Raw genomic sequence first — 21,214 nt, 5'->3', positions numbered from 1 at the left:
TAGAATTGAGAACTGTTCACATTCGCACATCTCATGGGACCGGCCTTGGCAACGATGCAGATTAACGACACGCTCAAACCGGCCGAGGTCGCTCTGCTCTACCAGTCCCACCATGCCTGGCTGCGTGGCTGGTTGCGCAGCCGCGTGGGGTGCAGTGAACATGCGGCCGATCTGGCCCAGGATACCTTCGTGCGGGTATTGCGCGCACGCCAGGCATCGCCGTTGAAAGAGCCGCGCGCCTACCTGAGCAGCATTGCCCGCGGCTTGATGATCGACCAGTTCCGCCGCCGCGCGCTGGAGCGGGCCTACCAGCAGAGCCTGGCCCAGGTGCCAGAAACCGAGGTGCCCAGCGAAGAGGCTCGGTTACTCATCCTTGATGCCCTGGCGCGCCTGGACCGCGCCCTGCACCAGCTCAAACCGCGGGCGCGCCAGGCCTTCATGCTGGCCCAGCTGGACGGTATGAGCATTGTTCAGATCGCCCGGCAACTGCGGGTGTCGCGCGCGACCATCGAGCGCGACCTGGCCACCGCCCTGGGTGTCTGCTACCGGTTGCGCTATGCCGATGCCTGATGCCACCCCCACCCAAGCCCAGGTTGACCAGGCCATCGATTGGCTGGTGAAGCTGCGCTTCGACAGCCCCTGCCCGCGTACGCGGCAACAGTTTCAGCAATGGCTGGCCAGCCACCCGCATCACCCACTGACCTGGCAGCGCGTGAGCCTGCTCAGCGACGAACTGGCAGGGCTGCCCAAGGACCTGAGCCGGCGCACCCTGGAAGGCAGCCAGCAGAAGCGTGGCAGCCGACGCAACCACCTCAAGCTGCTGGCGCTGCTGGCCGTCGGTGGCAGCCTGGGCCTGGCGGCGCGTGAACCACTGGGTTTACCCGAGCTGCTGGCCGACAACAGCACCGCCGTCGGCGAGCGTCGCCAGGTGCAGGGGCGCGACGGCAGCCGTATCCAGTTGAACACTGCCAGCGCCATCGACCTGGACTACAGCGTTGAACAGCGCCAGCTGGCGCTGCTACGCGGTGAAGTGAGCCTGGAGAGCAACGCCAACGACCACCGGCCGTTCCTGATCGAAACATCGGTTGGGCGGCTGGTCACCCTGGACGGCCAGTTGCTGCTGCGTGAAAACCGCCAGGGCCTGCTGCTGGCGGTGCGTCGTGGCCAGGTCACGCTGTTTCCCGCCTCGGCACTGCGCAGGCAAGTGCCGCCGGGCGAGACCTTGCAGGTGCGGCGCGACGGCCGTGTCCAGGCCGTGACGTTGCACAGTGACCCGTGGGGCTGGACTGACGGCGTACTCAGCGTGCAGCAGATGCCGCTTGGCGAGTTTGTCGCCGAACTGGGCCGTTATCGCCCCGGCCTGCTGCGCTGTGCGCCGGACGTAGCCGGCTTGGTGGTGTCTGGCACCTTCCAGCTGAGCGACACCGGCGCCATTCTGCACCTGCTCAGCCGCAGCCTGCCAGTGCGGGTCGAGTACCGTACCCAGTATTGGGTCAGCATCGCAGCCGCCTGACGCTTGCAGGAGCAACTGTCTTTCTCAAAATTTGAAAAGCCTGCGCGATTCATTGTAGGAGCGGGTTCACCCGCGAAAGGGCCAGGCCTGCGGGCCAGTTTCTGCCAGGCATTGTGCGTTGCCGGCGCCACCGTATTCGCGGGTGAACCCGTTCCTACATCGATCGATGATGCCGGCCCGGCCCCGCAGGGCTACCGGCCACCCCAGCCCGTTGTAGAAGCGGCCTTGTATCGCGATGGGCCGCAAAGCGGCCATTTATGACCGAAGCAACCCCGAAGCCGTCAGTCCGCCAACGCGCGCAGGCGGCCCGCAGCCCGAAACGACTGCCGGGCAAAGCACACGAACAGCCCGGCCATCAGCGCCAGCGCCATTGGCAGGCCATGCGGCGCCACGCCCATCGCCGCACCACTGACCAGCGGCCCGACCAGGCTGCCTACGCCCCACAGCAGGCCCACGCTGGCGTTGGCGGTCACCAGGTCCTGGCCCTTGAAGCGCTGGCCGATCAGCACCAACGCCAAGGTATAGATCCCCCCGGCCACCGCCCCCAGCACCACCAGCAACGGCCACAACAGCCAGGTCAGGTCCAGCAACCATGGCAAACCTATACCGATCGACATCGCCACCAGCCCGCACACCAGGTGCAGCCCGGTGCGCTCGACCCGATCGGCCAGCCAGCCCAGCGGCAGCTGGAACAGCATGTCACCAGCAAACACCACCGTCACCATCAATGCCGCCACCCCCACGGCGAAGCCATGACTGCTGGCGTACACCGGCAGCAACGACAGCACCACGGCATCGAAGAACGAGAAAAACAGCACCGCCATGCACAACGCCGGCGCTACCCGGAAGAACCCCGCCAGGCCAAAGCTTTTCTCGCCTTCTTCGTGCGCCACATGGTCATTGGGCACCGTCAGCACGATGCACAGCAAGGCCAGGCCGTAGCCAACGGTGACCACGCCGGTGATCCATGGGCTGTCCGCACCCAGTACTGCCAGCATGGCCGGGCCGAGCACCTGGAAGCCGGTAAAGCTGGTGGCATACAGGGCCATGATCTTGCCGCGGTTGTGCTCCGGGCACAGTTCGTTGACCCACGACTCGCCCAGGATGATGGCGATACCCATGCCCAGCCCCAGGCCAAGGCGCAGCAGCGCCAGCAGCCACAGCGAGCCAAAGGCCGCTTCGAGCAGGGCGATGCTGAGTGTGCACAGGCTGAAACAGAGCAGGTAGATGGTGCGCCGGGTGAGGTGGCGGCAGCAGACATCGACCAGGAATGCCGAAAGCATCATGCCGGCAGCAGGAATAGCCGAGATGATGCCGATTTCCAAGGTGCCCGCCCCTGCTTCATGCAGGCGCAACGAAACCAGGGGCAGGCTCGCCCCCAGGCTGAAACCCACGACCGAAACGGCGAACAACAGGCCCGCCAGCAAACGCATGTTCATGTACCACTCCTTGCAAACCGGAAAAACGTGCAGACACAGGCGCGCAGGCCAAAGTGGCCAGTGGCGCGAACGCGCAGATCAGGTCAGGCGAGGTGTGGCGAGAAGGTGAAGGCAAACAGCACGCTGCGACGGCGCTTGAGTACCGTGTCGCTCGGCCACGCATGGCGCAAGCCCTGACGGGCAGGCTGGCGGGCGCTGGGCAGTGACGGGGTACGGCGCATTGCTTGGCTACTACGCAGGTGGGAGGGGAAAGTGGCGGCACTCTAGGCCAAGGACAGTCCGGTCGTCAATCGCCAGGGGCCGCCACGTGCAGCGGCCCCGACGAAATCAGCGCTTGCCGGTATTGGGCAGGAACACCGCCAGCAATCCGAACAGCGGCAGGAACGAACAGACGCCATAGACGTATTCGATGCCCCGCAAGTCTGCCACGTACCCCAGCAGCGCCGCACCGATGCCGCCGAAGCCGAACATCAGGCCGAAGAAGATGCCGGCAATCATGCCCACGCTGCCCGGCACGAGCTCCTGCGCATACACCACGATGGCGGAGAACGCCGAAGCCAGAATGAAGCCGATCACCACGCTCAGTACCGTGGTCCAGAACAGATCGGCATAGGGCAGCGCCAGGGTGAACGGGGTCACGCCCAGGATCGAGAACCAGATCACCGCCTTGCGCCCGATACGGTCACCGATCGGCCCGCCGAAGAAGGTCCCCGCCGCTACGGCCCCGAGGAACAGGAACAGGTGCAACTGCGAACTCGCCACCGATACCGCGAATTTCTCGATCAGGTAGAAGGTGAAGTAGCTGGTGAAGCTGGCCATGTAGAAGTACTTGGAGAACACTAGCAGGCCCAACACGATCAGCGCCACGATCACCCGCTGGCGGGAGATGCCATGGGTGGCCTGCACCGCCTTGCGTGCCTTGGCCTGGTTGAGGTGTTCCTTGTACCAGCCACGCAGCATCAGGGTTACGCCAAGGAAGAACAACGCCGCCAGGCCGAACCAGGCGACGTGGGTCTGGCCGAACGGAATGACGATGGCCGCCGCCAGCAAAGGGCCCAGCGCCGAACCGGTGTTGCCCCCCACCTGGAAAGTTGACTGGGCCAAGCCAAAGCGCCCGCCCGAGGCAAGCCGCGCGATACGCGATGTTTCGGGGTGGAAGGTGGAGGAACCGATGCCCACCAGTGCCGACGCCAGCAGGATCATCGGGAAGCTGCCGACGAAGGCCAGCATCACGATCCCCACCAGGGTGCACAAGGTGCCCAGCGGCAGCAGGTTCGGTGCCGGCCGACGGTCGGTGAAAAAGCCGACCCAGGGCTGCAACAGCGAGGCGGTGATCTGGAACGTCAGGGTGATCATGCCGATCTGGGCGAAGCTCAAGTTGTAATTGGCCTTGAGCATCGGGTAGATCGCCGGCAGTACCGACTGGATCAGGTCGTTGATCAGGTGCGCCAGCGCGCAGAAGCCGATGATACGCATCACCAGCGGCGTGGCCTGGTTGGTCGGTGCCTGGCTGGATGCGGTGGAGGCGCTACTGGTGGCCATTTGCCTAAATCTCCGTCCTTAGGTTTGGGATCCGATTATCGGGAAACAAATAGATACTTAGCTACCTTTTTTTCCCTCTGTCGCGACGTTCTTGAAAATGGTTCTCAATATAATTAGCATCCTTGTCTACTTCTCTTGTCATCGTTGGGCCCGCTGGCCCCTCTCGCGAGCAGACCGTACCCATGAGCCCGATGCCCGCCAAACAGCTGCAACCCCACCCCGAGCAGGAAGCGCTCGAGTGGTTCTCGGCGTTGCGCCACCCCAACTGTGACGACGCCCAGCGCCAGGCCTTCGTGGCCTGGTGCCAAGCCGCTGAAAACGCCGAGGCCTATGCCGAGCTGGAGCGTTTCTGGCAGCAGGTGCAGCCCCCACCCGCCCGCCCTCACCCACGGCAGCTACGCGAGCGCCGCAATCACCTGGGCAAATGGGTGGCGCTGGTCTTTCTGCTGGGCCTGGCCGCCGCAGCCTACCTGTACTGGCCATTGATGCAGCGCCTGGCCAGCGAGCTGCACACCGATGTGGGCGAGCGGCGCAGCACGCGCCTGGTCGATGGCACGACCTTGAGCCTGGACAGCGCCAGTGCGATGAACGTGGACCTGCGCGGCCGTACCCGCCAGCTGCATCTGGTACAGGGTCAGGTGTACCTGCAGGTGGCGCTCGATGGGCGCGCCCTGGAGGTGGCAGTGGGTAACGCACGCATCCAGGTGTTCGGCACCCGCCTGCAAGTCACCCGCCATGCCAACCATGACGAACTGGTGGTCATCAGTGGCAAGGCCATGGTCGTGCAGGGGGGTGAGCAGCGCCTGGTCTCGACAGGTGAACGGGTAACCTTCGATGACACGCGCATCGGCACGGTACGCCCAGCGGACCTGAAAACCGTAGACAGTTGGCGCAGCGGCTACCTGAAGGCCAGCGACATGCCGCTGGGGCAGGTGCTGGAGCGCCTGGCCAGCTACCAGGGCCAGCGGGTATGGCTTATGGATGAACAACTGGCCCATCGCCGGGTAGGCGGCGATTTCAACCTCGACCGCGCCGGGGAAACCCTGCAATCCCTGGCCGCCGCCCAGCATTTGCAGCTGCAGGGCGTGCTCGGGCACTGGCTGGTGGTGCGCTAGAAGCGGCCCTAGCCGCTAAGTTTTTGAAAGCGTGCAAATTTTTTTGAAATGAGTGTTGACAGGGGGGGCGTTCAAGAGAATAATGCGCGCCATCGGCTACATAGCTCAGTTGGTTAGAGCATAGCATTCATAATGCTGGGGTCCGGGGTTCAAGTCCCTGTGTAGCCACCAAACAAGACGAAGGGCTTACCGCAAGGTAAGCCCTTTTTCTTTGCCTGCAGAAAAGCCTAGATCTACTTGACTGCGTGATCACCGGGGCAGAACGACGAACCAGGGCCGCCATCACCACCCCAGGTGCGATAACCCGCAGTATCGATATGGATCCGCCCGCTCGGATAGCGCCCCAGGCCCATGTTCCAGGCCTGGCCATGCTGCTGCCAGAAGCGGCACAGTGGATGGATGTCGGCCCAGGCCGGCAGCAGCATGTCGACCGCGAAAGCGCGGGTATGGGCACTGCCCACGGCGCCACCCGCGCAGCGATTGAGCTCGGGGCTGCGATAGGCCGACACCACTTCAAACTGGCGCAAGATGCCAAGCCCGACGAGCGCATTGAGCAACGACAACGTGGAACGCACCGCCGGCCAGTTATCGGCTGGCGGTACCGCGAACGGTGAGGCATGGCACAACTTCCAGTCCGACGCCGAACGCAGCAACTGATGGATAGGCACAACGCCATAAAGACGCGCATCCACCAGCATCTCGCGAAACGGCCGGGTCTGATGGTCGCCCGCCCACTGCGCGAACATCCCTACGTCGCGCTCGTCCGTCAGTGCCATGGTGCTCGACAGCACACCCGCAGCCAGTAGCAACCCGCTTGCTCTTCTCTTTCCCACGCCCAGTGCCTCAGTATGAGCACGGCCGCCACCGCAGCAGGCCACTGACAAGGAGTTAAGCATGCACAACACGTTCTTACCGAGCCTCGCCGCTCTTGCCTTCAGCGGCCTGACGCTGGCCGACGCACGCATCGACCTGGGCGACACCCAGCGCGTCACCCGCCTGTTCGCCTTCCCCAACAACTGCCACGTTGTCTGCTACCGCGACTGGACCCTGGAGCAGACCGTTGAGCACTACCTGACCCAGAGCGTACGCCGCGACGGCCATGCCAACGCCCAGGTGCGCGTCACCCGCGAGCAGGACCAACTGCATGCCACCATCACCGACGTGCCCGCCAATTATGTCGAGCCCCTGCGCAAGCTGCTGGACAGCGGCGAGCTGGCCTACAACGGTGCCAGCCAGCTGAACAAGGATGGCAAATGGTCCTACGACTGGTACCTGTTCCTGCCGCTGGGCATGGCCCTGCAGAACCGCCGCAGCATCGAGCTGCTGCACTTCCCGCCGGACTATTCGTTGACCCAGGCCCAGGACTACCTGCGCTCCAATACCACCGACCGCTGGGCGCAACTGCTGACCTTCAACGGCGTCGACGCCAGCCAGACGCCGGCCTACCAGACCATCATCGACATCGCCCCGATCGCGGCCCCGGCCAGTGCCGGCGATGCCTTGGCAGGCACCTACGGCTACTTCAAGGACTATCAGCTGCGCATGGTCAAGGAGATGGCCCTGCAGACCACCACCAAGCCACTGCCCATAGTCGCCTTCGGTGCGCCGGTGCGCAGCTGGATCCAGCAACAGTACGGGCCAAAGGTGAATGTGCTGGGGCTGGTCAGCATCAGCCCGCAAGCGGGCGCGCAGGTGCCGGTGCTAGGCGCCAACCACCCGAGTGCGATCTGGTATGCGGCAAACAAGGACAGCCATGGCGGTGATCAGGATGCAGCCGATGCGGCCGGGCTGAAGATGATGGGGCAGGACTTGACCGCGGCCTGCTGGCAGGCAGGAATGGGGCGTAACCCGGGGGCCGAGCCAAAGATGACCCTGGAGGCTTGCTCAAGCAAGTGGCAGGTCACGCAGAAGAAACAGACCTGTGAGCTGTTCTTCCGCACGGTGCGCAATTTCACGCCGGAACAGGCGGCGGCGAAATGCAATACCGGGGAGATGACCAGGAACCTGCGGGGCCTGCGCAAGCCGATCGAGGCAATGCCGCCGCAGCGGTGAGCCACTTGCCGCCCCTTCATGGGCAAGCCCACGAAGGGGCGGTCAAGCCTCACTCAGTCTTCAAGCAGGGTGCACGCCATCACCAAGGCATCTTCACGGCCACCCGCCACTGGGTAATAGTCACGGCGACGGCCGATTTCATTGAAGCCGTAGCGCTCGTACAAGCGGTAGGCCGACTGGTTGCTGGCGCGTACTTCCAGGAAGCATTCGCGGCCATTGAGCTGGTAGGCACGGGCCATCAGGTGCTCCAGCAGGCGCAGGCCCAGGCCGCAACCCTGGTTCTCGGGTTTGACGGTAATGTTGAGCAGGTGCGCTTCGTCGATGATCACGTTGATCACCCCATGGCCCACTTGCTGCTCGCCATCGAACATCAGCCAGACTTCGTAGGATTTGAGCGCATCCTGGAAAATCCCGCGGGTCCAGGGATGGCTGAACGCGGCATATTCGATCTTAAGTACGGCATCCAGATCCGCCTCGGTCATCGGGCGAAAACTGATCGAGTCACTCATTCAACGCTCTTCCAGCGCGCCATCAGCTGGCGCATGGCTTTCCAGACGTCCGCCTTGCGCTGCGGCTCGTCCATCAACAGTTCAAGGCCCGGCAAGACCCAGGCGTCGCCCAGGCCGTCGAGCTTCAGGGTTTGGTAGTAGGCCTGGGCGTCGGCGTTGGCGGCAAAGCGCACCGCTGGCAGGCCCACCAGCCAGAGGCAGGCGCACGGCGCGTCTTCCAGGCGCGCCTGGACAAAGCCCTGGACAAAATCACGCGCCGCCTCCGGGCCCTGGTCCATGTTGCCGCGTACCAGCAACGGCCAGCGCACCGGCTCGCCGATGATCTGCGGTGCATCAGGTAGCCCGGCGGCGCGCAGCATGTCCTTGAGCAGCAGGTAGGACGGGTCGCGGCTCTGGAACGGCTGGCCGGTGGCCAGCTCGACCAGCAGCAGGCAACTGCCGGCGCGCAGCAACTGCAGCGCGAAACGCGGCGGTGGCACCGGCGCCGGCCTTGGTGGTGCGGGTTGCGCCTCGGCCGCGACCGCCTTGACCGCCGGCTTGGGCCCACTGCCGGGCCGCGAGATCTCGATTTTGGGCCGCTCGGCGGAGCGCGCCTGGGGCGCGATTGGCTTTTCGTTGCCAGGGGGGGCCGGCCGCACATCGAAATCGAGGTCCTCGACCGGGGCCACCGGCAGCAGCAACTCGGGGCGCGACGGCGCAGCGAATGGCAGTTCGGCGCGCGGCAGCCAGTGCACCACTTGCATGGCGGAAAGGAAGGCGCGGCGGCGAGGTTCGGTGAGCAAGGGGCGGGGTCCGAGGGGTGGAGGCAGTTGGGCATTCTAACGTGTACGCCTTGGTTTTTGCAGCGTCTATCAGACCGAGGGGTGAAACCCTACCCCCCGGATGCAGTACAATCGCCCCTTTTTCTTGGCAACGAGTCGAAGCCAATGATCGAACCCAAGCGCGTCCTGCGCGCCCTAGCCGAACACTGGGCCCTGATCGAGCCGCTGTGCGAGCGTTTCGACCAGGGCACCCTGAGCCTGGTCGAGCTGCGCCAGCATGTGGCCCGCCAGCAAGTAGAAAGCACCCCGCAGGACATCACCCAGCTGCTCGACGTGTGGATCCGCCTGGACATCCTGGTCCCGGTGGCCAAAAGCCCGAACCGTTTCGAGCTCAATGCGCAGATACACGACTTTCTCGCCTACCTGCGCCGCGAGCACCGGCTGGGCCTGTGCCTGGAGATCGAAGCCTACCTGCGCCACCTGGAACGCCTTGCCGGGCACATCCAGGACGCCTTCGACAACCGCGACAGCGACGACCTGGCGCGCCAGCTGCGCCTGCTCGACATGCGCGTGCGCGATGTGCTGAAAAAGCTCGACAACGACGAGCAGGCGCTGGTTGCCGTGGCCGAACGGGCCAAGACCAGCAACCGCCAGATCCCGCTGCGCCAGCGCTATGCCGAGGTCCTGGCAACCTGGGACGAATACGTCGAGCCGATGATCCAGCTGGTCAACGCCGACGGCGCCTTCGAGCAAGGCGTGCGCAAGGTCGAGACCGTGCTGCTCAAGCTGCTGGGCGAACAAGCGCGCCTGGGCCACCTGGTCGATGACGACATGCTGCTGCGCACCCATGCGCGCATCCTGGAGATGCAGACCAACGCTCAGCTCACCCTGCGCCACGCCCGCGAACTGCTGTTGCCGCTGCGCGAAGAAGCCCGTCGGCATAACGCCGTGACCCGTGGTGCCGCACTGGCCCTGTCGGTGATCCGGCGCAAGGGCCTGGATGCCGTGCCGCAAGCGGCCATGCCGATGTTCACCCGCCCGCAGAGCACCTTCCTCGGCAGTGCCAGCCAGGTCGAAGCCTACGTGTACGCCCTCGCCCGCTTCGAGCCCAAGCCGGCACGCTTCCCCAAGGCCCACAAGACGCAGTCCGGTGCCCTGCCCCGCGCCCCGCGCACGGTCAAGGAAATGGCCGAACGTTGCGAACAGGCGCTGCCCCTGCCCGACCTGATGGTCTGGCTGCTGGAGCAGGAGCCCGAAAGCGCCACCGACGAGTTGCTGTACTGGTTCTCACGCCTGTCGCGGGAAAAGCGCTTCAAGCGCGAGCGCCTGGACCGGCGCGAGTACACCACCCAGGAACACTTGGTCAGCCTGCGCTCGTTCGCCCTGACCTCCAGCCGCGAAGACGCCAACAGCGCGCCTACCGACCCCAACGCGAGCCCAGCCCATGCATCTTGATCTTTCCGAACTGTCCCAGCTCGCGCCGATCTTCCGCGAGCTGTTCAAAGGCTTCCACATCAGCCGTCGCGACCCCGAGCTGTACGCTCAGCTGTCGAACTTCCAGGACCAATACCGCACCCTGTTCAAGGCCCTGGGTTTCGAGCTGGTGTGCGACACCCGTGGTTTCTACTACTTCGTCCCGGACATGACCGCCGCGCAGGTCAACAAGACCGCGCAACGCCTGTCGCTGTTCACCTTCATCCTGGTCGAGCACCTGGCTGACCAGGGCCGTGACCCCATGGCAGTGCTGGACGGCGGCAGTATCGGCCGCGACGAGCTGCCCTCGCTGCTGGACAAGTACCGCGACCTGTTCCTGCAGGCTGAAGTGCAGACCGTCGACGAGCTTGAAGAAAAGATTCTGCGGCGCATGACCCAGCTGGGCTTCGCCCACGAAGAAGGTGGCATCTACCGCTTCCTGCCGCCCATGCACCGTTTTCTCGACGTGTGCCTGTCGGTGCAGCAGGACCGCGACCTGGCCGCCACGCTGCACAGCGACCTGCCGCTACCGACCCCGGTATTGGTCGAGGAAGAAAGCGCCGAGGAACTCAACCGCACCGACGACCCGCTGGACCTCACGCCGTTCGACGGCGAGGAAAGCGAAGAGGACGCCCTGGCCCGGGCCATCCGCGAAGAGCAACAGGAGATTGACGCATGAGCCAGGAACGCTACGGCATCCGCCGCTTTGCACTGCTCAACACTGCAGGCTACAGCCTTGGCCTGTTCCCGCTGGAGCACCCGCTGTCGGTCTATGGCGCCAACAACCTGGGCAAATCGGCGTCGATCAACGCGCTGCAGTTCCCGATCCTGGCACGCATGTCAGACATGAGCTTCGGCAAGTACAGCCTCGAGCAGTCGCGCCGCTTCTATTTTGCCAGCGACACCTCGTACATTCTCTGCGAACTGAGCCTGCCCCATGGCCCCCACGTGATTGGCGTGGTCGGCCGCGGGCCGGGCGGTGGTTTCGGTCACCAGTTCTTCGCCTACAAGGGCGAACTGGACCTGGCCCATTACCAGAAGAACGACACCTGCCTGCGCCAGAAAGAGCTCTTCACCAACCTCGAGCGCCTGGGCATAAAAGCTTACGAGGTCAAGCCCGACGAGCTGCGCCGGCTGCTGGTCGGCGGCCACACGTCGGTGCCGCTGGACCTGACCATGATCCCGCTGCGCTCCACCAGCGAGCAAAGCCTGAAAACCTTCCGCGCACTGTTCATCAACCTGCTGCACATGCGCGAGATCACTGCGGCCAAGCTCAAGCAACTGTTCCTCGATGCCTTCGAGCACAGCCTGCGCTCGGGCAGCGTCGACTACATCGCCGCCTGCGAAGAGGCCTTCCGCGACGTACGCCGCATGGAACAGGACTACAACGCCCTGGTCGCGGCCGGCCCGCTGGTCGAGGCGCTGGCGGGCGGCGTGGCCCAGCGTGACATCCTACGCGGCAAGCTGCACCGCATTTCCCCGGTGCTCGACACCTTGCTGGGCACCTGGCAGGAATACGCCATGGCGCGCAAGGAAGAGCTGGTGATCCAGGCCGAGCACTACCGTGGCGAGCAGGACCGCCTGCAGAACGACCAGCGCGGCGGCACCCAGGAGCTGATGCGCCTGGAGCGCGAAATCACCGGTATCCAGCGCTGGCTGGGTGAGCTGTCGGTCCTCAAGCACCGCTTTGCGCTGGTCGATGACGTGAAGGTGCTGGAGCAGCAATTGCTGGCAGCCAAGGACGCGCACGACGAACTGGCCGGTGCCCTGGCCCAGTCGCGGCAGTTCAGCGCCGAAGACCTCGACGAGCGTGTGCGCGACCTGGAAAAGCGCCTGAAGCAGGTCAAGCAGCAGCTCGACCATGCCGACAACAACAGCTACGCACGCCTGCGCGAAGAGTTCTCGCAGCAGGACGTCGACCGCCTGATGCGCCTGTTCAACGGTGCGCTGTTCAGCCTGCCATTGGGCGAGCGCGGCATCGAGCTGGACGACAGCGACCTGTGGGTAAAATCGCTGGAAGCGGTGCTCGACGGCTTCAAGGGCGAGCGTTTCGAGGCGCCGGGCCTGGCCATCGACCTGACCAACATAGACCCACCGGCCCTGCAGGCCCTGGCCGACCGCGCCGCCCTGCGCGACCAGAAAGAGCGCCTGGAGAAGGAGCTGAAACAGCTCAAGACCCAGCAGGCCGTAGCCGCCGACCGCTCGGCCTCCAAGGCCCAGACCGAAACCCTGTATCAGCAAGTGCTGGACGCCCAGAAGGCCCTGGAAGACTACCGCCGCAGCCAGACCCTCGCTGCCGAAGAGCCGGAAAAACTCGAGCAACTGTCGCAACTGGAAGCCGCCCAGGACGAGCTCAAGCGCTCCAGCGACGCGTTCACCGAACGCGTCCAGCAACTGTCGGCCAAGCTGCAGCTGGTCGGCCGCCAGCTCGGCGACCTCGAGTCCAAGCAGCGCACCCTGGAGGACGCCCTGCGCCGCCGCCAACTGCTGCCGGCCGACCTGCCCTACGGTACGCCTTTCATGGAAGCCATCGACGATTCGATGGACAACCTGCTGCCGTTGCTCAACGACTACCAGGACAGCTGGCAGAGCCTGCAGCGCGTCGATAACCAGATTGAGGCACTGTATGCCCAGGTGCGCCTGAAAGGCGTGGCCAAGTTCGACAGTGAAGACGACATGGAGCGCCGTCTGCAATTGCTGGTGAACGCCTATGCGCACCGCACCGACGAAGCCCTGACCCTGGCCAAGGCCCGCCGCGCGGCGGTGACCGACATCGCCCGCACCCTGCGCAACATCCGCAGCGACTACGACAGCCTTGAGCACCAGCTGGCGCTGTTCAACCGCGAGATCAACAAGCGCCAGGTATCCAACCTGGAAAGCTTCCGCGTGGTGCTGGCGCCGAACAAGGAAGCGCTCAAGCATATCGACCAGATCATCCACAGTGCCGGCCAGTACGAGGAAGGCGAAACCCTGTCGGTGTTCGACCTGACCCAGAGCGCCGAGCAGGACAACAAGAACGAAGAGGCCAAGGAGTACCTGGCGCGCCTGGTGGCGGCCAACCACAACCAACTGGGTTTGAAGGACCTGTTCGAGCTGGCGTTCGAGATCACCAAGGTCAACGGCCAGCCGGTCATCCATGCCGACATCGATGGCGCGGCGTCCAACGGCACCACCATGACCATCAAGGCGCTGACCAACATGTACCTGTTGCTGCACCTGATGGACCGCGACCTGGCAGGTCGTATTCGCCTGCCGTACTACCTGGACGAAGCGGCCGACATCGACGAGCGCAACCAGGCGGCACTGCTGGAAACCAGCCTGCAGCTGGGCTTCGTACCGATTCTGGCAAGCGTGAAGCCCCAGGTATCGGCGCGGGTGGCGATCGACCTGGAAGGTGGCAGCGGGCCGAATGGCATCTACATCGACGAGGCGGACTGGAAGTTCATCAGCCGGCTGGATGAGGTGAAAGCGGTTGTGCGTGAGGATCAGGCCGAAGAGTTGGCCTGAGGAACCTGGGGCCGCTTTGCGGCCCTTTCGCGGGTAAACCCGCTCCTACAAGGAATTGCGTAACAGTGTAGGAGCGGGTTCACCCGCGAATGGAGGCCGAAGGCCTCCCGGCAATCTACCAGGCTATCAATGCGCCCAAGGCAGAATCGGAATGGCAGTCACCGCATTCTGCGGGCTGCCTTCGATCATGCGGTCGCTGTACACCAGGTACACCAGGGTATTGCGCTTCTTGTCGAGGAACCGCACCACCTGCATGGTCTTGAACACCAGCGAGGTGCGCTCCTTGAACACCTCCTCGCCATCCCTGAGCTCACCCTTGAAGCTGATCGGCCCGACCTGGCGGCAGGCGATGGAGGCCTCTGCCCGATCTTCGGCCAGGCCCAACCCGCCTTTGACCCCGCCCGTCTTGGCCCGCGACAGGTAGCAGGTCACACCTTCGACTTTGGGGTCGTCGAAGGCTTCCACCACGATGCGGTCGTTCGGCCCAAGGAACTTGAACACGGTGGACACCTGGCCGATTTCCTCAGCCCCGGCCAGCATGGGCAAGGCCAACGCGGCAACGGCAATCATCCTTTTCAACACAGCCAAACCCTCAGACCAGAACCAGGTTGTCGCGGTGCACCAGTTCTGGCTCCGCAATGTAGCCCAAGGTGCTCTCGATGGCATCCGAAGGCTGGCCAATGATCTTCTGCGCCTCCAGGGCGCTGTAGTTAGCCAGGCCACGGGCGACCTCTGCACCGTCAGGGCCGACGCACACCACCATCTCGCCACGGCGGAAACTGCCCTGCACGGTTTTCACACCCACCGGCAGCAGGCTCTTGTTGGCCTGGCGCAGCGCCTGCACGGCACCGGCATCCAGCACCAGGGTGCCACGGGTTTGCAAGTGGCCAGCCAGCCACTGCTTGCGCGCGGCGAGCATGCCGCGCTCGGGCGACAGCAAGGTCCCCAGACGCTCGCCCGCCTTAAGGCGGTCGAGCACGCGCTCGATGCGGCCACCGATGATGATGGTGTGGGCACCCGAGCGGGCAGCCAGGCGCGCGGCGCGCAGCTTGGTCTGCATGCCGCCACGGCCCAGCGCGCCACCGGTGCCGCCGGCCACGGCATCCAGCGCCGGGTCGTCGGCACGGGCTTCGTAGATCAGCTGGGCCTCGGGGTTGTTGCGCGGGTCGGCGTCGAACATGCCATCACGGTCGGTAAGGATCACCAACAGGTCGGCCTCGACCAGGTTGGCCACCAGCGCCGCCAGGGTGTCGTTGTCGCCGAAACGGATTTCGTCGGTGACCACAGTGTCGTTTTCGTTGATGACGGGCACCACACCCAGGTCGACCAGGGTACGCAGGGTGCTGCGGGCGTTCAGGTAACGCTTGCGGTCGGACAGGTCGTCATGGGTCAGCAGGATCTGCGCGGTGTGCTTGCCGTGCTCGCCAAAGCTCGACTCCCAGGCCTGCACCAGGCGCATCTGGCCGATCGAAGCAGCGGCCTGCAGCTCGTTCATCGCGCTCGGTCGCGAGGTCCAGCCCAGCTGGCTCATGCCGGCAGCAACGGCCCCGGAGGACACCAGTACCAACTCCACGCCCGCCTCACGCAGCGCGACCATCTGCTCGACCCAAACGGCCATGGCCCCGCGGTCGAGGCCCTTGCCATCGGCGGTCAGCAGAGCACTGCCAATCTTCACGACCCAGCGCTTGGCGCCCGTCACCTTGCTTCGCATCTTCTTCCAACCTATGTCGAATCTGTAGATACCGTGGATACAAAAACGCCGCTCCAGAGAGCGGCGTTTAGTGTACTGCAACCGGTCAGTCGCGCACGTAAATGATTTCCGGGCCGTCTTCGTCGTCCTCGAAATCATCGTCCCAACCGTCATCGTCGCCGATGTCGTGCACGCTCTTGACGCCGGTGCGGCGCAGGGTGCGGGCGTCGTCCAGGGCCTGCAGCTGGGCACGGGCTTCGTCTTCGATGCGCTGGTCGAGGTCGGCCAGCTCTTCGGCGTAGGCCGGGTCGTTGGCCAGGCGGTCGGCGCGGTCTTCGAGGTAGCGCATCAGGTCGTGGCTGAGCTTTTCGGTGCCCTGCTTGGAGATGGCCGAAATCACGTAGACCGGACCGTCCCACTGCAGGCGCTCGACCACTTCCTGCACGCGCGCGTCGCGCTCGTCGTCCATGACCATGTCGGCCTTGTTCAGCACCAGCCAGCGCTCACGCTCAGCCAGCGACGGGCTGAAGCGGGTCAGCTCGTTGACGATTACTTCGGCTGCGTCGGCAGGGCTGCTCTCGTCCAGCGGCGCGATGTCCACCAGGTGCAGCAGCACGCGGGTGCGGGCCAGGTGCTTGAGAAAGCGGATACCCAGGCCAGCGCCATCGGAAGCACCTTCGATCAGGCCGGGGATGTCGGCGATGACGAAGCTCTTCCAGCGGTCGACGCTGACCACCCCCAGGTTCGGCACCAGGGTGGTGAACGGGTAATCGGCCACTTTCGGCTTGGCGGCCGAGACCGAGCGAATGAAGGTGCTTTTGCCGGCGTTTGGCAGGCCCAGCAGGCCCACGTCGGCCAACACTTTCATTTCCATCTTCAGGTCACGCTGCTCACCCGGCTTGCCTGGGGTGGTCTGGCGCGGTGCCCGGTTGGTACTGGACTTGAAGCGCGTGTTGCCCAGGCCGTGCCAGCCGCCCTGGGCGACCATCAGTTTCTGCCCCGGGGTGACCAGGTCACCGATCACTTCCTGGGTGGAAGCATCGATCACGGTGGTGCCGACCGGTACACGCAGGAACAGGTCTTCACCCTTCTTGCCGGTGCAGTCGGTGCTGCCGCCGTTGGCGCCGCGCTGGGCTTCGTGGTGACGGGTGTAGCGGTAGTCGACCAGGGTGTTCAGGTTTTCGTCGGCAACCATGTACACCGAGCCGCCGTCACCGCCATCCCCGCCATTGGGGCCGCCGTTCTCGATGAACTTCTCGCGACGGAAGCTCATGCAACCGTTGCCGCCGTCACCGGCCTTGACCCGAATAGATACTTCGTCAACAAACTTCATTAAAACCGCCTCTCGTCGGCAGACGAGCTGAATGACTCAAAAACATGAGGCTCTTGCAAAAATGAGCGCGGCGGCCCCGTACGACCGTAGAAACCAACGCCGGCAACCCAGACAAACAGCTTTGCAAGAGGCTCACCACAAACGAAAAAGCCCCGTCGCATGACGGGGCTTCAGAAGCGACGTCGCGATTAAGCGGCGACGATGCTCACGTAACGGCGCATGAACTCGCCTTTCTTCTCGAACTTGATCACGCCTTCGATCTTGGCGAACAAGGTGTGATCCTTGCCCATGCCAACGCCGTAGCCAGCGTGGAATTCGGTGCCGCGCTGACGGACGATGATGTTGCCTGGCTTGATAACCTGGCCGCCATACATCTTCACGCCAAGGCGTTTCGATTCTGAGTCGCGACCGTTACGAGTACTACCACCAGCCTTCTTGTGAGCCATGGTTCAATTCTCCAAATAAATTCAGGGGATCTAGGGGATTAAGCCTGGATGCCGGTGATTTTGATCTCGGTGAACCACTGGCGGTGGCCCATACGCTTCATGTGGTGCTTACGACGACGGAACTTGATGATGCGAACCTTGTCGTGGCGGCCTTGCGAAACGACTTCGGCCACTACTTTAGCGCCAGCAACAACTGGAGCACCGATGGTGACTTCTTCACCGTTGGCGACCAGCAGGACGCGATCGAAAGTCACGGATTCGCCAGTGGCGACTTCCAGTTTTTCGATCTTGAGGAATTCACCTTCAGCGACTTTGTACTGCTTGCCGCCGGTAACGATTACTGCGTAAGACATGGTATTTCTCCGATAATCCTGCTCACCCAGCGCTTTATATGATGAGTATTGGCTGGCATGGCTGCACAGGGCTGGAACGGCCCGGCGCAATTGCGTAAGGCAGGTGCTGCCCAGGAAGTTAGGGTGCGCGATTGTACGCAACCACGGTTTTGCTTGCAAGTGCCGCCCCCGGCCAGCTGGCACCGCGCCTTGACACACCGGGACCTGCGACCTAGCATGCCGCGCAACCTCACTGGAGCAGCCGATGCAACCCCAAACCTTCTACCGCGCGGTAGCTGATGATTTCAGCGCCGTCGACGAGATCATCAAGAAGCAGCTGACCTCGCGCGTGCCGCTGGTATCGAAGATCGGCGACTATATCACGTCCGCCGGCGGCAAGCGCCTGCGCCCCCTGCTGGTCCTGCTGTGTGGCAAGGCCCTGGGCCGTGAAGGCGACGACCTGCGCCTGCTGGCTGCCACCATCGAGTTCCTGCACACCGCCACCCTGCTGCACGACGATGTGGTCGACATGTCCGGCATGCGCCGCGGCCGCTCCACCGCCAATGCCCTGTGGGGTAACGCGCCGAGCGTGCTGGTGGGTGACTTCCTTTATTCGCGCTCGTTCGAAATGATGGTCGAACTGGGCTCGATGCCGGTCATGCAGATCCTGTCCAAGGCCACCCGGGTGATTGCCGAGGGTGAGGTGCTGCAGCTGTCGCGGGTACGCGACGCCAGCACCACCGAGGAAGTCTACATGGAGGTCATCCGTGGCAAGACAGCCATGCTGTTCGAAGCCTCTACCCACAGCGCCGCAGCGCTGGCCGAAGCCACGGACGCGCAGCGCGAAGCCCTGCGAACCTTTGGCGACCACCTAGGTGTGGCCTTCCAGCTGGTCGACGACCTGCTGGACTACAAGGGCGACTCGCAGACGTTGGGCAAGAACGTTGGCGACGACCTGGCCGAAGGCAAGCCTACCTTGCCGCTGATCTACACCATGCGCGAAGGCACTGCCGAACAGGCTGCGCTGGTGCGCCAAGCCATTCAGAAGGGCGGCCTGGAAGACCTTGAGCAGATTCGCGTGGCAGTCGAGGAATCGGGTGCGCTGCAATACACCGCAGAGCTGGCTCGTGATTACGTGAAGCGCGCCATTGCGTGCCTTGAGGTGCTGCCGGCCAGCGAGTACCGCGATGCGCTGGTTGAGCTGAGCGAGTTTGCAGTCGCACGCACGCACTGACCCACCGAGCCGCTTCTTCGCGGGCTTGCCCGCTTCCACAGGTTGATGCTGGCGCTGTGGGAGCGGGCAAGCCCGCGATTGCTTTTGTCCGGACATAATCCCTTCTGGAAAAATACCTTTTACAATGCGGGCTTTCTACCGCCCGTCTGTTTGTTTGAGGAACCGAAGTGAGCACTCTGCCACCCTGCCCGAAATGCAATTCCGAATACACCTATGAGGATGGCACTCAGCTGATCTGCCCTGAATGCGCCCACGAGTGGTCGGCCAGCGGCGATGCCGAGGCTGCCAGCGACGACGTGGTGAAAAAGGATTCGGTCGGCAACATCCTGCAGGATGGCGACACCGTCACCGTGATCAAGGACCTGAAGGTCAAGGGTTCATCCCTGGTGGTCAAGGTCGGCACCAAGGTCAAGAACATCCGCCTGTGCGATGGCGACCACGACATCGACTGCAAGATCGACGGCATCGGCGCCATGAAGCTGAAGTCCGAGTTCGTTCGCAAAGTCTGATTACATGAATTCCGCCAATTGGCGCTTGCTATTCTGATAATAAGAATTATTCTCATTGGAATCGATTTCCAAGGAGAGTAGCCATGACTTATCTGATCGACGCCTGGCTGGACCGCCCTCACCCCTACCTGCGCATTCTTCATCGGGAAACCGGCGAAGTGTGCGCGGTACTCGAAGCAGAAGCCCTCGACGAACTGCGTGACCAGGGCGACCTGGACATGAGCGGGTTGAATTCGAGTGAACCGGGGGTATTGAAGGAGCTGGTGCGCAATCTGTTTCTGTTCTGCTATGCGCGGGCGTTGCGCCCCGGGGGAACGGATTGGAATTGAGGTTGGCAGCGCCGGCCTCATCGCTGGCAAGCCAGCTCCCACAGGTACTGCACAAGCCTGGAAGGTAACGCGGCACCTGTGGGAGCGGGCGAGCCCGCGAATGGGCCGCAAAGCGGCCCCGGCGATCTTACAGAACGTCGAGCAGCTCGACGTCGAACACCAGCACGCTGTGCGGCGGGATGCTGCCCACGCCTTGGGCGCCGTAAGCCAGCTCGCTCGGCACGTACAGGCGCCATTTGCTGCCTGCGTTCATCAGCTGCAGCGCTTCGGTCCAGCCAGCGATCACGCCGCCGACCGGGAATTCAGCCGGCTGGCCACGCTCGTAGGAGCTGTCGAACACAGTGCCGTCGATCAGGGTGCCGTGGTAGTGCGTGCGCACGCTGTCTTCACGGCTTGGCTTGGCGCCTTCGCCGGCGGTCAGCACTTCGAACTGCAGGCCGGAAGCCAGGGTAGTGATGCCATCACGCTTGGCGTTCTCGATCAGGAATTCCTTGCCCGCGGCAGCAGCGGCTTCGGCCTTGGCCGCCGCTTCGGCTTGCATCACTTCGCGGATGACCTTGAAGCTGGCCGACAGGTCGGCTTCGCTGACGCGGCTGTCGGCGCCGTTGAAAGCGTCGGTCAGGCCGGCCAGGATCGCTTCCAGGCTGACGCCTGGTGGCGGGTTGTCGCGCAGCTGGCCGCCCAGCTGACGGCCAATACCGTAGCTGACGCGGGTTTCGTCGGTGGACAGGTTGAGTTCGGACATTGTCGTGCTCCACTGCAGGGCGCAGTGCAGCCGCGCCCTTGATGAAAAGGGCGAGCAGCCTAGCACACTGGGCCGCCGCGAGCAGCTACCAGGCCGGAGGCGGGGCGCACGAACGGGCCCGTGCGACTCAGTGCTTGGTCAGCTTGTCCAGGTAGCCCATGCAGAACGCCGAAACCACGAAGGTCATGTGAATGATCACGTACCACATCAGGTAGTCGGTGGAGATGTTCTGTGCGTCCATGAACACGCGCAGCAGGTGAATGGACGAAATGGCCACGATCGATGCGGCCACCTTCATCTTCAGCGACGAAGAGTCCATTTTGCCCAGCCAGTTGAGCTTTTCCTTGCTTTCGTCGATGTCCAACTGCGAGACGAAGTTCTCGTAGCCAGAAATCATCACCATCACCAGCAGGCCGCCCACCAGCGACATGTCGATCAGCGACAGGATCACCAGGATCAGGTCGGCTTCACTGAGGGCGAAGACGTTGGGCAGGACGTGGACCACTTCCTGGAAAAATTTCAGCGCCAGGGCCAGCAGGCCGAGTGACAGGCCGAAGTAGATCGGGGCGAGCAGCCAGCGCGAGGCATACATCGCGTTTTCGAGGATACGTTCCATGAAGTTCGGGACTCATCAGGTGACTAAAAAAGCGACGGCGAGTATAGCCAGCCACCTGTTGCAGCAAAA

The 21,214-nt window shown here is 63.7% G+C and carries 23 protein-coding genes and 1 tRNA gene; 11 read left to right on the top strand and 13 right to left on the bottom strand.

Going from position 1 to position 21,214, the window contains the following annotated elements; all coding sequences use genetic code 11:
- Positions 1-54 precede the first annotated feature (54 nt).
- Entirely contained in the window at positions 55-570 is a 516-nt protein-coding gene (locus tag GEV39_RS03430) for a sigma-70 family RNA polymerase sigma factor (RefSeq protein ID WP_173887558.1), read from the top strand.
- On the top strand, positions 557-1,513 hold the full coding sequence (locus GEV39_RS03425; RefSeq protein WP_173887557.1) for a FecR domain-containing protein: 957 nt from the start codon (positions 557-559) through the stop codon (positions 1,511-1,513). Before GEV39_RS03430 ends, GEV39_RS03425 begins: the two co-directional genes overlap by 14 nt.
- Positions 1,514-1,794: 281 nt before the next feature.
- Here GEV39_RS03425 and GEV39_RS03420 read toward each other — a convergent pair whose 3' ends face one another.
- The 3 genes from GEV39_RS03420 to GEV39_RS03410 all read right to left on the bottom strand — a co-directional run bounded on the left by GEV39_RS03420 (position 1,795) and on the right by GEV39_RS03410 (position 4,494).
- Positions 1,795-2,952, bottom strand: coding sequence for an MFS transporter (locus GEV39_RS03420; protein WP_173887556.1), 1,158 nt, complete (start codon positions 2,950-2,952; stop codon positions 1,795-1,797).
- An 83-nt stretch (positions 2,953-3,035) separates the two neighbouring features.
- Positions 3,036-3,173 carry a hypothetical protein gene (locus tag GEV39_RS03415; protein ID WP_173887555.1) on the bottom strand — a complete coding sequence of 46 codons (138 nt, stop codon included), beginning with the start codon at positions 3,171-3,173 and terminating at the stop codon, positions 3,036-3,038.
- A gap of 106 nt (positions 3,174-3,279) precedes the next feature.
- The gene (locus tag GEV39_RS03410; protein WP_173887554.1) at positions 3,280-4,494 is read right to left on the bottom strand and encodes an MFS transporter; all 1,215 of its coding nucleotides are present in this window, start codon (positions 4,492-4,494) and stop codon (positions 3,280-3,282) included.
- Between the two features lie 191 nt (positions 4,495-4,685).
- Between GEV39_RS03410 and GEV39_RS03405 the strand changes: the two genes are divergently transcribed.
- Positions 4,686-5,609 carry a FecR family protein gene (locus GEV39_RS03405; RefSeq protein WP_249414351.1) on the top strand — a complete coding sequence of 308 codons (924 nt, stop codon included), beginning with the start codon at positions 4,686-4,688 and terminating at the stop codon, positions 5,607-5,609.
- A 94-nt stretch (positions 5,610-5,703) separates the two neighbouring features.
- Positions 5,704-5,780: transfer RNA gene (locus GEV39_RS03400), tRNA-Met, on the top strand.
- A gap of 62 nt (positions 5,781-5,842) precedes the next feature.
- On the opposite strand, the gene GEV39_RS03395 is transcribed toward GEV39_RS03400, so the two are convergent.
- Complete coding sequence (locus GEV39_RS03395; RefSeq protein WP_173887552.1) at positions 5,843-6,385, bottom strand: D-Ala-D-Ala carboxypeptidase family metallohydrolase; 543 nt, start codon at positions 6,383-6,385, stop codon at positions 5,843-5,845.
- A gap of 118 nt (positions 6,386-6,503) precedes the next feature.
- On the opposite strand from GEV39_RS03395, the gene GEV39_RS03390 reads away from it, so the two are divergent.
- Positions 6,504-7,661: a hypothetical protein gene (locus tag GEV39_RS03390; protein WP_173887551.1), complete on the top strand. Its 1,158-nt coding sequence runs from the start codon at positions 6,504-6,506 to the stop codon at positions 7,659-7,661.
- A 53-nt stretch (positions 7,662-7,714) separates the two neighbouring features.
- On the opposite strand, the gene rimI is transcribed toward GEV39_RS03390, so the two are convergent.
- Both rimI and GEV39_RS03380 read right to left on the bottom strand, forming a co-directional pair.
- Positions 7,715-8,170: a ribosomal protein S18-alanine N-acetyltransferase gene (rimI, locus tag GEV39_RS03385; protein ID WP_029887538.1), complete on the bottom strand. Its 456-nt coding sequence runs from the start codon at positions 8,168-8,170 to the stop codon at positions 7,715-7,717.
- Positions 8,167-8,952, bottom strand: coding sequence for an energy transducer TonB (locus GEV39_RS03380; RefSeq protein WP_173887550.1), 786 nt, complete (start codon positions 8,950-8,952; stop codon positions 8,167-8,169). The genes rimI and GEV39_RS03380 overlap by 4 nt, the downstream gene beginning before the upstream one ends.
- Before the next feature lie 144 nt (positions 8,953-9,096).
- On the opposite strand from GEV39_RS03380, the gene mksB reads away from it, so the two are divergent.
- From mksB to mksF, 3 genes are read left to right on the top strand one after another with little or no spacing between them, the layout of a single operon-like run.
- Positions 9,097-10,386, top strand: coding sequence for an Mks condensin complex protein MksB (gene mksB, locus GEV39_RS03375; protein ID WP_173887549.1), 1,290 nt, complete (start codon positions 9,097-9,099; stop codon positions 10,384-10,386).
- On the top strand, positions 10,376-11,083 hold the full coding sequence (gene mksE / locus GEV39_RS03370) for an Mks condensin complex protein MksE (RefSeq protein WP_173887548.1): 708 nt from the start codon (positions 10,376-10,378) through the stop codon (positions 11,081-11,083). The genes mksB and mksE overlap by 11 nt, the downstream gene beginning before the upstream one ends.
- On the top strand, positions 11,080-13,911 hold the full coding sequence (mksF, locus tag GEV39_RS03365; RefSeq protein WP_173887547.1) for an Mks condensin complex protein MksF: 2,832 nt from the start codon (positions 11,080-11,082) through the stop codon (positions 13,909-13,911). Before mksE ends, mksF begins: the two co-directional genes overlap by 4 nt.
- 126 nt (positions 13,912-14,037) lie before the next feature.
- On the opposite strand, the gene GEV39_RS03360 is transcribed toward mksF, so the two are convergent.
- From GEV39_RS03360 to rplU, 5 genes are all read right to left on the bottom strand, one after another.
- Positions 14,038-14,481 carry a CreA family protein gene (locus GEV39_RS03360; protein WP_173891644.1) on the bottom strand — a complete coding sequence of 148 codons (444 nt, stop codon included), beginning with the start codon at positions 14,479-14,481 and terminating at the stop codon, positions 14,038-14,040.
- A 22-nt stretch (positions 14,482-14,503) separates the two neighbouring features.
- Positions 14,504-15,622, bottom strand: a complete 1,119-nt coding sequence (gene proB, locus GEV39_RS03355) for a glutamate 5-kinase (protein WP_009686107.1) — start codon at positions 15,620-15,622, stop codon at positions 14,504-14,506.
- An 85-nt stretch (positions 15,623-15,707) separates the two neighbouring features.
- Positions 15,708-16,934, bottom strand: coding sequence for an Obg family GTPase CgtA (gene cgtA / locus GEV39_RS03350; protein WP_029884881.1), 1,227 nt, complete (start codon positions 16,932-16,934; stop codon positions 15,708-15,710).
- 188 nt (positions 16,935-17,122) lie between these two features.
- Positions 17,123-17,380, bottom strand: coding sequence for a 50S ribosomal protein L27 (rpmA, locus tag GEV39_RS03345; RefSeq protein WP_003247464.1), 258 nt, complete (start codon positions 17,378-17,380; stop codon positions 17,123-17,125).
- A 38-nt stretch (positions 17,381-17,418) separates the two neighbouring features.
- Complete coding sequence (gene rplU, locus GEV39_RS03340) at positions 17,419-17,733, bottom strand: 50S ribosomal protein L21 (protein ID WP_003247466.1); 315 nt, start codon at positions 17,731-17,733, stop codon at positions 17,419-17,421.
- Between the two features lie 244 nt (positions 17,734-17,977).
- Between rplU and GEV39_RS03335 the strand changes: the two genes are divergently transcribed.
- The 3 genes from GEV39_RS03335 (at position 17,978) to GEV39_RS03325 (ending at position 19,784) form a co-directional block, all read left to right on the top strand.
- Complete coding sequence (locus GEV39_RS03335; protein ID WP_029884883.1) at positions 17,978-18,946, top strand: polyprenyl synthetase family protein; 969 nt, start codon at positions 17,978-17,980, stop codon at positions 18,944-18,946.
- 167 nt (positions 18,947-19,113) lie between these two features.
- Positions 19,114-19,455: a zinc ribbon domain-containing protein YjdM gene (locus GEV39_RS03330; RefSeq protein ID WP_010951939.1), complete on the top strand. Its 342-nt coding sequence runs from the start codon at positions 19,114-19,116 to the stop codon at positions 19,453-19,455.
- Between the two features lie 83 nt (positions 19,456-19,538).
- Complete coding sequence (locus tag GEV39_RS03325) at positions 19,539-19,784, top strand: PA4570 family protein (protein WP_009686102.1); 246 nt, start codon at positions 19,539-19,541, stop codon at positions 19,782-19,784.
- Between the two features lie 127 nt (positions 19,785-19,911).
- Here GEV39_RS03325 and bamJ read toward each other — a convergent pair whose 3' ends face one another.
- Together bamJ and GEV39_RS03315 are read right to left on the bottom strand one after the other, a co-directional pair.
- On the bottom strand, positions 19,912-20,529 hold the full coding sequence (gene bamJ / locus GEV39_RS03320; RefSeq protein ID WP_173887546.1) for a BamJ family beta-barrel-assembly machinery protein: 618 nt from the start codon (positions 20,527-20,529) through the stop codon (positions 19,912-19,914).
- Between the two features lie 127 nt (positions 20,530-20,656).
- A complete protein-coding gene (locus GEV39_RS03315; RefSeq protein WP_003247486.1) occupies positions 20,657-21,145 on the bottom strand; it encodes a TIGR00645 family protein in 489 nt (162 codons plus the stop codon).
- Positions 21,146-21,214: the final 69 nt, after the last annotated feature.

It is taken from the genome of Pseudomonas sp. NY5710 (assembly GCF_013305665.1).
Taxonomy (GTDB): domain Bacteria; phylum Pseudomonadota; class Gammaproteobacteria; order Pseudomonadales; family Pseudomonadaceae; genus Aquipseudomonas; species Aquipseudomonas juntendi.
The sequence above is the reverse complement of the archived record's forward strand: the minus strand, read 5'-3'. Positions and strand labels throughout refer to the sequence as shown.

What these genes read in the sequence shown, in the direction of transcription:
- GEV39_RS03430 (WP_173887558.1), top strand. Translation starts at nt 55, where the DNA reads ATGCAGATTAACGACACGCTCAAACCGGCCGAGGTCGCTCTGCTCTAC.
- GEV39_RS03425 (WP_173887557.1), top strand. Translation starts at nt 557, where the DNA reads ATGCCGATGCCTGATGCCACCCCCACCCAAGCCCAGGTTGACCAGGCC.
- GEV39_RS03420 (WP_173887556.1), bottom strand. Translation starts at nt 2,952, where the DNA reads ATGAACATGCGTTTGCTGGCGGGCCTGTTGTTCGCCGTTTCGGTCGTG.
- GEV39_RS03415 (WP_173887555.1), bottom strand. Translation starts at nt 3,173, where the DNA reads ATGCGCCGTACCCCGTCACTGCCCAGCGCCCGCCAGCCTGCCCGTCAG.
- GEV39_RS03410 (WP_173887554.1), bottom strand. Translation starts at nt 4,494, where the DNA reads ATGGCCACCAGTAGCGCCTCCACCGCATCCAGCCAGGCACCGACCAAC.
- GEV39_RS03405 (WP_249414351.1), top strand. Translation starts at nt 4,686, where the DNA reads ATGCCCGCCAAACAGCTGCAACCCCACCCCGAGCAGGAAGCGCTCGAG.
- GEV39_RS03395 (WP_173887552.1), bottom strand. Translation starts at nt 6,385, where the DNA reads ATGGCACTGACGGACGAGCGCGACGTAGGGATGTTCGCGCAGTGGGCG.
- GEV39_RS03390 (WP_173887551.1), top strand. Translation starts at nt 6,504, where the DNA reads ATGCACAACACGTTCTTACCGAGCCTCGCCGCTCTTGCCTTCAGCGGC.
- rimI (WP_029887538.1), bottom strand. Translation starts at nt 8,170, where the DNA reads ATGAGTGACTCGATCAGTTTTCGCCCGATGACCGAGGCGGATCTGGAT.
- mksB (WP_173887549.1), top strand. Translation starts at nt 9,097, where the DNA reads ATGATCGAACCCAAGCGCGTCCTGCGCGCCCTAGCCGAACACTGGGCC.
- mksE (WP_173887548.1), top strand. Translation starts at nt 10,376, where the DNA reads ATGCATCTTGATCTTTCCGAACTGTCCCAGCTCGCGCCGATCTTCCGC.
- mksF (WP_173887547.1), top strand. Translation starts at nt 11,080, where the DNA reads ATGAGCCAGGAACGCTACGGCATCCGCCGCTTTGCACTGCTCAACACT.
- GEV39_RS03360 (WP_173891644.1), bottom strand. Translation starts at nt 14,481, where the DNA reads ATGATTGCCGTTGCCGCGTTGGCCTTGCCCATGCTGGCCGGGGCTGAG.
- proB (WP_009686107.1), bottom strand. Translation starts at nt 15,622, where the DNA reads ATGCGAAGCAAGGTGACGGGCGCCAAGCGCTGGGTCGTGAAGATTGGC.
- cgtA (WP_029884881.1), bottom strand. Translation starts at nt 16,934, where the DNA reads ATGAAGTTTGTTGACGAAGTATCTATTCGGGTCAAGGCCGGTGACGGC.
- rpmA (WP_003247464.1), bottom strand. Translation starts at nt 17,380, where the DNA reads ATGGCTCACAAGAAGGCTGGTGGTAGTACTCGTAACGGTCGCGACTCA.
- rplU (WP_003247466.1), bottom strand. Translation starts at nt 17,733, where the DNA reads ATGTCTTACGCAGTAATCGTTACCGGCGGCAAGCAGTACAAAGTCGCT.
- GEV39_RS03335 (WP_029884883.1), top strand. Translation starts at nt 17,978, where the DNA reads ATGCAACCCCAAACCTTCTACCGCGCGGTAGCTGATGATTTCAGCGCC.
- GEV39_RS03325 (WP_009686102.1), top strand. Translation starts at nt 19,539, where the DNA reads ATGACTTATCTGATCGACGCCTGGCTGGACCGCCCTCACCCCTACCTG.
- bamJ (WP_173887546.1), bottom strand. Translation starts at nt 20,529, where the DNA reads ATGTCCGAACTCAACCTGTCCACCGACGAAACCCGCGTCAGCTACGGT.
- GEV39_RS03315 (WP_003247486.1), bottom strand. Translation starts at nt 21,145, where the DNA reads ATGGAACGTATCCTCGAAAACGCGATGTATGCCTCGCGCTGGCTGCTC.